The 13072-nt window shown below is 40.5% G+C and carries 5 protein-coding genes; all 5 read right to left on the bottom strand.

The window, feature by feature from the left end; translation table 11 throughout:
* Positions 1–173 precede the first annotated feature (173 nt).
* The 5 genes from QX565_RS18225 to QX565_RS18205 are packed head-to-tail and all read right to left on the bottom strand — an operon-like array spanning position 174 to position 12969.
* Positions 174–1358, bottom strand: coding sequence for an NHL repeat-containing protein (locus tag QX565_RS18225; protein ID WP_195349624.1), 1185 nt, complete (start codon positions 1356–1358; stop codon positions 174–176).
* Positions 1359–1393: 35 nt separating this feature from the next.
* Complete coding sequence (locus QX565_RS18220; RefSeq protein WP_195349622.1) at positions 1394–4516, bottom strand: chondroitinase family polysaccharide lyase; 3123 nt, start codon at positions 4514–4516, stop codon at positions 1394–1396.
* Between the two features lie 5 nt (positions 4517–4521).
* Positions 4522–7617 carry a glycoside hydrolase family 2 protein gene (locus QX565_RS18215; RefSeq protein WP_289293823.1) on the bottom strand — a complete coding sequence of 1032 codons (3096 nt, stop codon included), beginning with the start codon at positions 7615–7617 and terminating at the stop codon, positions 4522–4524.
* Between the two features lie 10 nt (positions 7618–7627).
* Complete coding sequence (locus tag QX565_RS18210) at positions 7628–10057, bottom strand: glycoside hydrolase family 95 protein (RefSeq protein ID WP_289293822.1); 2430 nt, start codon at positions 10055–10057, stop codon at positions 7628–7630.
* Positions 10054–12969, bottom strand: coding sequence for a chondroitinase family polysaccharide lyase (locus QX565_RS18205; protein WP_289293820.1), 2916 nt, complete (start codon positions 12967–12969; stop codon positions 10054–10056). Before QX565_RS18205 ends, QX565_RS18210 begins: the two co-directional genes overlap by 4 nt.
* Positions 12970–13072 lie beyond the last annotated feature (103 nt).

Genomic DNA, 13072 nt, shown 5'->3' with positions numbered 1-13072 from the left:
CATACCTTATCTCACGTATCTTCTTCAAAAAGCTTGTAATTACTTTTTTGACAACTATACATTTGTCAGATACCCCCCCCAATTAATCCATAAAATTTATTTAGATCAGTTACACATAAACATCTATGTGACAGATACCAAAACGTTGTTTTAGTATCTGTCACATTTCTTTCTTATTTCTTAATCAACTTTCCTCCTGACGCTTTTCCATCAATCAGCAGCAAATACACACCCTCTGAAAGTGAATTAGTAGGAATAATCAAATGTGAAGTTCCTTTTGACTCAGCCGAATAAGCAATGCGCCCCATCACATCACACAGCTCTATCCGATGCAAAGCAACCGCATCCAGTTCTACAGTGAGACTTTCCACAAACGGATTCGGGAAGCAAGATACAGTTACATCTCCAACAGAATGAATACCCGAGGCACCTGTAGCTTTCCACATTTTAACAACATTCTTATTGGAATCTGCAACATATAAATCATTATCAGCATTCACGGCCAACCCATAAGGCATTCCGTAATCACTACCATCAACGGCACCTATCATTTTTGTGAATACTCCCTCCGGAGAAAAACAGCATACTCCTTTATAAGATAAAATATCCGAACCTTGTTTCTTATCCGCATCCAATGCTATTATCAGGTTTCCATCCGAAGTCTCTGTTATACCGGCTACATTATTATATCTATTAATACCATCTTCCCGTTTTATCAACGAAAACGGATATATCACATTATCATCATAGAAATCGACAACAATTACTCCGGTATTTTTATCCGAAATGTACATTGTTCCTTTCGAATCGAAAAAGACCTTTCTCACAATACGAAGTTTATCACATCCCGGTATTCCGTTATCCGGTGCCATCTGATCCAACACTTGAATCAGCTTTAACTCACTGTCATAAATATGGATAGCATTGTAAGAACTGCCTCCTACAGCTACATAAATTTTTCCATCTTTGCCTATAGTTACACCGGTAACGGCACTACCTACAACATCTCCGTTCATCTTTTTTATAGATACAGACTTCTCGAGAGTTCCATTTGCATCGTAAACTTTAATTTCCTTTTCTCCCTGATTGGCAACAAAAATTCTTCCATCCATATCGCAATCTACATCATAGGGTAGATTCAATCCCTCTGTGATTGTTAATAGTGTATTTTTGCCATCCAAAGAGGTTTTCACCACTTTATTATCACCCGAAAAGGCAATATACAATGCTTCTCCTTTAACGACTATTCCTTTGGGAGCTGTCCCTGATACAGAAACATCCGAAAGTGTATAATTCTGAGCATTCATAGAAGCGGCACAAGTCAAGGCCAAAGCGAACAATAATGTTTTTCCACACATAGTTTTTCGATTTAATTGTTTATAATTTATTTTGATTAAAAAATAATCTTCTTAACTACAACCTCTTCACGAGTAGTCACTTTTATCATAAGAACACCATGAGGATAATCGTCTAATGGCAACGTCAGATTTTCACCGTGCCCATAAATGGTTTTCACTACACGACCGTTTACATCCAAAACCGATACCGCAGCCGGAATTCCTCCAGTAACAATACAATAACCGGTAGCTTCTTTGTAGATTTCAATTTTCTCTTTTGAAGATATAACTTCCAATCCGGTAGCTTTATTGGTCAGTAATACTCTGTAAGTCTCTCCGTTGCCCGATTCGGAATAAGTCACTGTAGTGACTCCGTTTTCACTGGTTACTTTGACAGGGCTATCTACGTCGGTATTCCTATACTCTCCATCAATGCGGAAAGATATTTCAGAAATACGTCCCGGCATGTTCACCATTGCATCTGTAAGTGCATTGTTATTGGATGCACTCTCTCTATCCATATCCGGATTGGTGAAAGCAACATCCAGCATTCCGTTGTCCTCTTTCAGCACAATCATCATCGGTTTATTTACATAACGAATGTGCTTACACCCCGTGACATCTCCTTTTTTGAAGATAGATGCCATAAGGACTTTTTGTTGCCTGTGCCACAACACATGGCCTTCTTCATTTTGTTTCAGCACTTCAAAAGGAGAATTATTCCTATAAACGTCCGATTGTCCTTCTTCCGGTTTGATGAGCCAGGTGTAAGCATAAAGCGCATTGCTAGCTCCTTTTCCATGATTGATATATCCCAAATCGAACTTTTCGTTTTCTGACAGTGACAGGTTTCCCTGGTGAATCAGAAACAGATTTCCCCAATTATCATACACGGTCTTTTCATCCGGTCGCTGTACTGCCTTGCTATTCTCTCCTTTCAGATTCTGATAGAGAGTGGTGTGCACTTCTACATCTGCCGATCCCGACTTGATGCCACTGCCCATGCAATAAACCACATTGCCAAAAACAAAGAAAGATTTATCTGCGTAGAACGTCTTGTCAATGGCATTGTCATGCATCCGGTTGGTAAACAGACTCGTATTTTTATCGAAAGCAATCCCTCCGAGGAAACTCTGATCTGAGAAATTACGATGTTTATCTCCCACCGTACTAAAGTGTAATTCATTATCAGATAGCTGCTTTGCAGTTGTTCCGGGGAGATGTGTCCAATCCCATTCTTTGGGGCGTAAAGTCGATTGACCGTTTTGCAGATCGGTATATTCCACATGTCCGTAACTCAGATACCGTCCATATACATTCTCTGAGTTGGAACTCTCATAATCCCAGATATATTTGCTGAACCCTTTTATAGTAAACATCCACTCCGGCTGGCGATATACCAATAGCCCTGAATAAGGCATGAACTTAGTACCTGCAAGATTCGTTTCAGCATCCCCTCCTTTAGATGCAGCATCCAGAAGCAATTCCACTTCACCCAAACTTCTTGTATAACAAATATCTACGGCTGTTTTTGCCAAATAAGCACTTACCAAACTATGTTCAGGCTTCCACAAACGCAGGAAAGCAGCCTGAAGTTCAGTATCCAACTCTCCGGAAGACATCACCAGATAAGCATATGCCGGTATCAGCGTATGAAGTACCTCAGCCCCTTCGGGAAAACGTCCGCAAGTACTACCGGGCACAGCATATTCACCACAGAAGAAACGATAAGAAAGCAATGCATTCCTGAGAATATCGTAGATCTCATTATCCAGTTGAAAAGGCGTATCATGAAGCAGATAGTAGAGCATAGAAGCCACATAAACTACTTGAGGATAATAAGCACTCAGATATGTTCCACGGTGATGATAACCAGAACCATCAGGCTTGAATGAACCGGCAAATCCGGGAGCATAAGAAAAAGCATTATTCAGATATTTACAATAAGACTCCATAGAAGCAATCTGTTGATGCTTGTCAGTCATCATTAAGATAGCATGTAGTTTGGGTACAGCAAGTGAACGGATATAGTCGGCCAATTCTCCCGGTGTCTCCGGTACAATAAATGCATCTCCCAAACGGGTATACCAATGCTGAGCTTCGGTTATATGTTTACTCTCCTCTTCCGAAAGTTGATCACGCAACAAAAACACGGAATGATAAAAGCCACTGCTACGTAGCATTTCGAGATACAACGTCCCCAAAGCACTCCCATCAGCCCAACCTTGATCGTAATACCATTCATAAATCTTTTTTGCTTTATCCAAACTGGCAGAGTTATTATTAATACGATAATCAAATGCCAGTTGGAGTAAGCATGACTCATTGATATTCTTAAATGTTTTCAGTTTCACTCCATCCACCGACTTCCCATCAAATCCTAATGAAAATAACCCGGATTTATCAACCGTTCCATTCTCATCAATAGTGGGAGCATTACGCCGTCCGGTGCTCATCCAACTATTGACAGCTGTTTTACGTTTTTTATATATATCATTCGAAGTATATCTCCCTGTTCCTAAATACCAATTTTCCAATCTTTTACTTATTACCCTAATCGCCTCCTCCTGTTCGTCAGTCACCCCAACAGAAGAAGGAACTGAAATTTCACGAGAGGTCAAGTAAGATTCATCTCCTTTAATGGTACGATTCTGATAATCGGGCATCCTTTGCCAGGAACTGGTTGCTACAAATTCGATATAATCCAGATAAACCGTTCCGGAAGCTCCGGCAGGCATCTCAAATTTCATTGTGGTCAGTTGAGTACGATCATGTCCCATATCTTCTGTAAAGCATGCCCACAAACAACGCCATCCTACAAAGTTCATACGGAAATCAAGTTTACACTTCTTCACTCCCGAAGCATTATAAAATCCTATCTGCATCACATCATCCATAGCTTTTGAACTATATATCCACAAATTTACACCACCTTTACTCTTTGTCGATACTGTTTTAAGCGAAGTTAAGTTTTCTGCAGTCAATACACTTCCGGGCTCTATATTCCAACACAAAGCAGCATCACCTACTTTTACTTTTGCAGAGGAAATCGTTACAGTTCCTTTAGTACACTTCCATGCATTGAGTGCATCATCTTCTTCAAAAGAAATAACCTGTCCCTGTAGACCAAATGTCACAGTCAAAAAGACAAAAAAGAAAAAAAATTTGATTCTATTCATATTTTTCATTGATTAGTTCGTTTCATTATTGAATTCAATATATTACCAAGAACAGGATTAGTTGTCAATCTGCCTGCCAAATTAAGCGAAAGTAAAACAACCTGCCCTTTTCCATATGGTTTCTCAGCGACCACTACCTGATCTTTAAAAGTCAGTACAGGCACGAATTCCGGAGCACGAAGAGTAGTAAACGTATAACGCTGCGGTGCATTCACCGATGAATCAAATGCATATTTCAAATCCGTACTTCCACTTTGACGCAACCAGGGATGCGACGCATTACGAAATAATATCCAACTATGTCCTTTTAAGTTGTCCGGTTCAACACTACTCCCACAAAGTTCCGCATCCTCCGCCAATGCTTCTCTCAAGAAAACCACCTTTGCTCCATTCCTAACAGCTTTATCTATTTCCTCTTTTCGCAGCATATAGGCTTTAAGATCACTGATAAGAATAATATTCTCAGGCACTATATTTCCTCCACTTTGCCTTATCATTCTTGGCTGAAACACACTTAGTATTTCTTTCTCGTCAGCACATTCACCTAATGGATATATCACCTGGGAATCTTCTATTGATAACCTGGGAAATACGGTACAACTAAATACATCCTCGTGAAGTTGCTCTCCTGTACTCTTACTGAATAGTCCAATTCGTATTATTACTACAGAACGTCGATTAACCTCGGGCAACTTCACCTTCAGAAATCCTTGGAACGCAGACCCGTCACTGACAGTAGGTATTACAGCATCACATTGTCCACTATCCAATACCTTTCCTGAATATTCCATCACATATCTCAACTGCATATCTGAGAAATATCGACCATCATTACAAATCCATATCTGAAAAGGATACTCTTCTCCCGCATAAAACAAGTTGCGTTCAGACTCTACCTGAACTGCCAGTGGTGTTAGAGCTTCCCGATAAGCAAACCATGCTTTTTTAGGATTCCTTTTACAATCCATGATTGCCTTCATCCAACCATTGGGCCAGGCATCGATAAACAGATGGACAGCAAACGAGTTCATACGAGGCATTCTCCGGAAAGCACGTGCTACTTTGGATATTCCCCAAGCTTGATGAGTCTGACTCTCTTCCACCCAATCCTCCATACTTTTCTGGGTTTCAAACCAATGCCAATGCCTATCCCAAGTCTGAGCCTTCGAATGACGAGCTATCAGATTCTTGGGAGACCAATCTCCTACCAAGTCCGTCCGTAACCACTCCTGAGGATAATATTTACACATAACTTCGACAAAATCAAGTCCTTCAGCCCCGAACTCACCACAACCATACATCCAGCCTTCCGGAACTTTCATCCAATCGCCTCTGCACATTCTATCTATGGAAATACCATGATTCTCATACCATATATTATATAGATGGTGGTCTGGGAACCCGCCGTTAGGCATTTGATAGTCTCCGTCTATATACTTCACTACCCGATCGGGATTCTCATGATGCACTACAACATCCAAAGCTTCAAACAACCGTTCATATTCTTGCCGATTTAAAGCGTGAGGTTTTTTCCCGGCCATCGATTCATTCAGATAACTCAGCAAAATAACAGAGGGATGACTACGTAATAACCGTTCTATATTACCCGCCTGTTTCAATATTTCACTGTATTGTTTGTGATTAATATAAGCAAATAATGGTAAATCTGACTGTAACAATAACCCCAGACGATCTGCATAATCGTAGACTTCTTCGGGCATTGTCCGTTGTGTAGTTCTGATAAAATTCATATTGGTCAAACGCGCCAGCAAAATATCATCTATTAGCTGAGCTGTGTCTTTCCGCATCACATCCAACTGAAAGAACCCCATTGTATTAGCCCCTCGCAGACGAATTTCTTCTCCATTCAGCAGCATTCGTCCTTTCGGGATACTACTGGCTGATATTTCAAAAGAACGCATACCAAATTGTCGCTTACGACTATCGAGTCTTACCCTTCCCGTTTTATCATACAACTCTACCTGTGCCTGATATAGCCAGGGACTTTCAGGTGACCAAAGCCTTAACTCCGGTTTAAGCATAGATATCTCAATTGAGGTGACTACTCTCCCACCCACAACTTCCACTTTCTGCCATTGATCCCGAGTTACACAACAGGCAAAATTTTGCCCGTAAACACTATATTTCAACATAAACTCTTCCGCTTCATCTCCATTTGCCAACTCTATTTCCACATGAAGAATAATTTTTTTATCCTTTAAGTTGGGACGAGGAAATATATCTTCAATATATGGAACCGAACGAGTTTCCAGATAAAGGGACTGGTATATCCCATATCCGGCAGGGCAACAAGACCATCCAGTGAAAGGATCGTCCCATCCCGGAGAATTACTAGCAGCTAATTTATGTCCCCAACGGCGATTCTCCCCTTCACTTCCCAGTAAGGAATAATCATTGCGTAACCTAACTAACAGAATATTCTTCCCCTTGCGAGCATATTTCTTTATATCAAATTCAAACGAATCGAGCATTCCTTCGTGATAACCCACATGATGCCCATTCAGAAATGCATCTGTATAGTAATCTGCTCCATTAAAGTGAAGCATTAAGGCAGGAAATGAAAACATATTTTCGGATAATTCCAACTCTACCCTATACCAGGCGGTCGATGGCCCTTGTGGGCCGTGATAGTAAGGGATGGGTACTGAATCCCATTGTCCCTCTCCCCGCAACAAACAAGTAAAGTCTTCCCGGTCTTCTTCCGTCTCATAACGAAATTGCATCTTCGATATCACCAGACGCCTCCTTACATCCACACTCTTCGGTGCCACATCTTTCAGATATACCGCAAGGTCTTTTCTCATCCGGTTCAGTGCTTCCTTCATTTCCTCCGAATTATCAATCTTTTCCATTGGCTTAAACTGATATCCAGTCGTTCCACTCCACTTTAGCTGTTTATCCACAGGTAAAGTTTTCCCAAGTGGACTTTCCAAAGTCCGGAATAGTTGTTCTCCTGATTCGTTCTGAGCAATCTTAGTATAGAAATCAGCTTCCGTTTCAACTTTATTCTGAGCACATAAAAAGAAATCTCCAAAACCAATTAATAGTCCTAGTATCGTATAGATAATTTTTATATACATTTCATATGGTTTAATTAAAAGTCAGCAGTTTCTCCTCTCCGGCCCTCCATGACAACACCCGTCTCTCATCTTTATAAACGACTGTAGCTTCTGCCGGGTATTCACTTCGAATGGTTGCAGTCCGCAGTTTACCATCTTGCCATTCCATATTCACCAGGAAACCACCTCTTGCTTTCAATCCGGTAATCTTTCCTTCTTTCCACTCCGTCGGCAAAGCAGGAAGTAAATGAATATTTCCAAGATGGCTTTGCAGCAACATTTCTGCAATACCGGCAGTAATCCCGAAGTTTCCGTCAATCTGAAAAGGAAGTGCATTAAGCATATTCCGATACAATCCGCCTCCTTTTTTGCTTTCCACAAGCGGATCAATAAAACTCATCAGATTTTTTAATGCGGCATATGACTGCTCACCTTCATACTGGCGTGCCCATAAAGCTGTTTTCCATGCCATACTCCAACCTGTGGTTTTATTCCCCCGATCAATCAATGTTTGCCGGGCAGCTTTGAAAACCTCCGGTGTATCAGGAGTAATATCACAGCCCGGATATAAACCGAAGAGATGTGACAGATGACGATGTTGAGGTTCTGTCTCCTCATATTCTTTATCCCACTCCAACAATTGTCCGTGTGAACCGATTTGATATCCGGCTAAATATTTTGATTTCTGTTCAAGCATTTTACGAAACTCTATATCAATATCCAGTAGCTCAGCAGCATGAATCGTATTTCCAAACAGATTTCTGATAATAGCCATATCCATAGTCAATCCTTCACATACAGCTGCTTCTCTCTCATCCGGCATACGAAATGTATTTTCCGGAGAAGTACTGACCGGAGTCACCCATTCTCCTTTTGTATTCTGCACCAGCCATTCGGAACAAAAACGTGCAGACTCCTTTAATATCGGATAATACTCTCTTAAAAAAGCAACATCTTTCGTATAAAGATAATGCTCCCAGATGTGACTACACAACCAGGGACCAGACATATTCCAGAAAAACCAATGCACAAATCCATCTGCCGGATAGGCTTCCCGCCAGATAGACATATTATGATGGGCAATCCAACCATTTCGCCCATACATATTACGGGCAGCCTCCTTACCCGACTGTGCTATTTCTTCGATAAATGTAAAAAGCGGCTGATGACATTCGGACAGATTAGTTACTTCAGCCTGCCAGTAATTCATCTGCAAGTTAATATTTGTCGTATAGCCCGAATTCCAGGGCGGAATTATTTTATCATTCCACAAGCCCTGTAAATTCAATGGCTGCCCTCCGGGACGGGAACCTGAAATCATCAGATATCTGCCATATTGAAATAATTGTGCTATTAATGACAGATCAGTCTTCGTTTGAAATTCTTTCAACCGGATATCTGTCGGCTTATCTTTTTGATTCGGAAAAGATGGTAATACCAGGTCTACCCGTTTGAACAGAGACTGGTAATCAGCGACGTGTTCATTTCTGATTTGCTGATATTCTTTGCCGGCAAGTTTTTTCTGCTGTGCTTGCAGTTCTTTTGCCACATTCTTCCCTGCCTTTGACGGACTCTTATCAAAACCATTGTAAGAAGTTGCTGCATAAAGCAGAAATGTTATTTCCGACGCATCTTTCACAACCAGTCTGTTACCTTTGAGGGTGATTACTCCATCCTTCTTCAGCGGTATAACGCAAGCTTCAAATGCCATACCTGTGTCTTCTGCATAAATCACTTGTTCCGTACGGATCACTTTTCCCCTTTCATCAAAATATTCAGGATGCAGACGCTCTGTATTATATTTCCTCATCCCCTCAATAGTTCTCCGCTGTACATGTGAAGGAGCCCGTCCTTCCATCTGAAGTCTTCCTCCTTCAGTGGACAGATGAACCGGATGCAATGATGCAAGTTGCATCTCAAAGTGTAATACCGGCTTTTCAGCCTTTAAATGTATTACGATAGCCTGTCCCGGAAATGAAGCAAAGACCTCTCGTAAAATCCCTGTCCCTCCTTGTTTATACCGGGTAGTAACCACTGCCTGCTCCACATCCAGCGAATGAACATACTCCGTCACTTCTCCTTTCATTTTGAAATCAAAACAGACATCTCCAAAAGGCTGATATACTTCATTAAGCCTGCCTATCCATTCATATTGCATGATCTTCTCGGCCTCAACATTCTTACCCTGCTTCAGTAAATCCCGTACTTTTTCATATTGAGGCAGGATACAAGTAGAGCGGTTTAATGCACCAGGTTCACCACTATACAATGTGTTTTCGTTAAATTGTATCCGCTCTTTTTGGGTATCTCCAAACACCATAGCTCCCAACCGCCCGTTTCCGAGAGGTAAAGCCTCTTCCCATACACGGGCGGGAGTTGTATACCATAACGTCAGATCATTCTGTGCATTTACACAAAAAATCGGCAAACAACAGATCACTATTAACCAAATCTTTTTCATAAGCTTTTCTTTCGGAGATTAAACATATAGTTATTACCACGTATCGTCAAAACACGTACTAATGTATTTCCATCTTCATATTGAACTTTCAACGGAGTAACAGGACTATAAACGTCATACATACCATTAAGAACCAACTCTGTTTCAATAGCTCTTTCTTCCTCTATCACGTCTTCTTCTGATAAACCGTCCATACTGGTTCTCGAAACTCTCCGCATATCCGGCTCTGAAAAGAAAACTTTCATTTTATCTTTATCCTCACTTTCTATTATATAGGAAAGAGGAATATTAACACGCTTCACTAACAATGAATCAAACGTCTGATCCTTATTAAAAACTGCTCCATAGGTGATATCCCTGTCTTTTACTCTCACTATATGAGCTTTATCATCCTGACGCAGAATCTGTATGGGTGTATTTTCTGACAACAGGTGTGCAGCCAGTTGTTTATCTCCGTTAGTAACTACGTAATATTGATACCCTGCCCGGTCGGGAGCTACGTCATGATCAATGTATGCAATTGTAAACGAATCATTTTTTTGAACTACCGGATCACAATCTTTCATAGCATACAACATACCTGAATGATCATTGAGTAATACTCCTGTTTTACGTTTCTCCATCTTCACTTTTTGTTTCACAGGAGACTGAAACAGAGTCGTTACAGTTTTATGTTGCTTATCGCCATTACGGATATCAGATCCAAGACATAGAATAATATCATCTATTACAAAAACCGATTTGTTAGCACGAAAACTATCATCATATTTCAAATCATGCAGCCTCATCGAAAACATAGACCGTTGACCGGTAGTACTGACACCACACAAAAAGGTTTCATCCGAGAAATTGCGGTGCTTATTTTTCTTCGCTCCCAATTCTGTAACAGGTAATACAATAGAAGTAGTTCCCGACAAATAATTCCAGTCAAAAGCCTGATTAGCCGGATAGAAGCTACGGGTATTTTTCCCAAAATGGAAATACTCAATCTGCCCGTAAGACAAATAGCGCCCATATAAATTTTCGGATACAGACGATTCATAATCCCATATATATTTGCTAAACCCTTTTACATTAATATGATAATCTTTATTTTTGACTACCAACAAACCGGAATAAGGCATAAACAGAGAACCTTCCGGCGCTGATTCCTCTTCTATATCCATTTGTAACAGCTTGATCATAGCTTCTGCTTCGCCCACACTGTTAGTATAAGTAAGATCAGAATTCACCTCTGCCATAAACGATTTTACTACATCCGGATTTTTGCGAACCAAGCGTTTAAAAGCAGCAGTCAGTTCAGTATCTGTTTCGGGAAACGACTGAGCAACATAGGCAAAAGCCGGCAACAACTCCTGCAATACTTGTTGTCCACGAGGGAAACGTCCTACCGTACCTGACGGTATATTCAGATTGGCCGAAAAAAATCTGAAAGTAAGTAATGCTTGTTTCAGGTGCGTCAATGAAGATTCTGAAAGAGCATAGGGGGTATCGTGCAAAAGATAAGCTACTAAAGATGCAGCATAAAGTGCATGAGGATAATATGCGCTGTTATAAGGACCCCGATGGTGATAGCCTGAATAATCGGCTTTGATAGTCCCAAAGAAGCCCGGACCAAAATCAAGTGCATTATTCATATAAGAAGAAAAAGCTGTCATAGCTGCTTGCTGTTCTGTCAAATCAGTCAACGAAAGTGCATATATCAATTTAGGTAAAGCCAATGCACGAAGATTATCTGCTACTTCTCCGGCATGTTCAGGTTTCTGATAACATGCTCCGAACATTGTGAACCATTTCAAGGCTTTCAATTCCCGATTCAACTGAGCTTCAGATAAATTGTCTTTTAACAGAAAGAACGAATGAAAATATCCTGCACTGCGCAGTTTCTCAAAGCATAATGTTCCCATTCCGCTACCATCAGCCCATCCCTGATCATGAAACCAATCATAAATATAGAGTGCTTTCTTCAGGCTATTTTCTGATTTGTTTTTCCGGTAATCTAATGCCAGAGGTAATAGAATGTACTTATTAATGTCCGGGAAGGTAGCTACATTTGTAACACCTGCTTTAGAGAAGTATAATGGAAATAATCCTTCTCCCATTGCCACTCCATCGGCATCATATCTGATTTGAATTTCTTCCGCAGCTTTCAAACCTTTCTTTATAAAATCACTCTCACCTCTTTTTCTGATTTCTACCATCGGATGATTATCAGCAGACTGATCTCCTAAATACCACTTCATCAATCTGTTTTTAATTGTCTCAACTCCCTTTCTATTCTCATCTCTGACAATCACGTCCGAAAGATCGGGAAATGTATTCCGATATCCTATAAAATCGTGAATCAAACTATAATCCTTTTGATTTACCTTATATTGTGCGTCTGACATCTTCTGCCACGAAACCGTAGGAGTAAACTCTACATAGTCCAAATATATAGTCCCGGTTTCTACGTTCTCAGGCATTATCATAGCACAGGAGGTAATTATAGTTCCCGGCTTCATCAGCATATCTTCCCTGAACTTAGCCCATACACAACGCCATCCTTTAAAATCCATTTTAAAAGGTAGCCGACACACCTCTGCTCCGGATTCATCAGCAAACGAGAGATACATATATTCTGTGACCGGTACCTCATTATATATCCATGCTGTAATCCCACCATTAACCGACCGGCTTGCAGCATCCAGAGACTCCTTTCCTGTAAAACGCACAATGGCATTTTTATCCCATACTACTTTAAGTGATTGTTTGCCTTCTTTATACTTTAAACGGGATACTTCAAGTTTTCCACCATCGATACTCCATTCTTCCGGTACTTTTTTATTCTCAAAAGAATAGACCTGTGCTTTCATCACCTCTGTAATGAAGCATAAGAGATAAGCAATCAAAACCCATTTTTTTATTTTCATCTTCCAATTTACTAATTATTCACCACCGGTTGCACAGTTCACACAGCTTTATACATTCAATAGACAATGTAATATCTCTGCAAATCCTGCGATACCGGTGGTA

This window comes from Bacteroides sp. 41_26 (assembly GCF_949740115.1).
Taxonomy (GTDB): Bacteria; Bacteroidota; Bacteroidia; order Bacteroidales; family Bacteroidaceae; genus Bacteroides; species Bacteroides nordii.
The sequence above is the reverse complement of the archived record's forward strand: the minus strand, read 5'-3'. Positions and strand labels throughout refer to the sequence as shown.

Bases quoted from the DNA above. Each gene is read 5' to 3' on its own strand.
- QX565_RS18225 (WP_195349624.1), bottom strand. From the start codon at position 1,358: ATGTGTGGAAAAACATTATTGTTCGCTTTGGCCTTGACTTGTGCCGCT.
- QX565_RS18220 (WP_195349622.1), bottom strand. From the start codon at position 4,516: ATGAATAGAATCAAATTTTTTTTCTTTTTTGTCTTTTTGACTGTGACA.
- QX565_RS18215 (WP_289293823.1), bottom strand. From the start codon at position 7,617: ATGTATATAAAAATTATCTATACGATACTAGGACTATTAATTGGTTTT.
- QX565_RS18210 (WP_289293822.1), bottom strand. From the start codon at position 10,057: ATGAAAAAGATTTGGTTAATAGTGATCTGTTGTTTGCCGATTTTTTGT.
- QX565_RS18205 (WP_289293820.1), bottom strand. From the start codon at position 12,969: ATGAAAATAAAAAAATGGGTTTTGATTGCTTATCTCTTATGCTTCATT.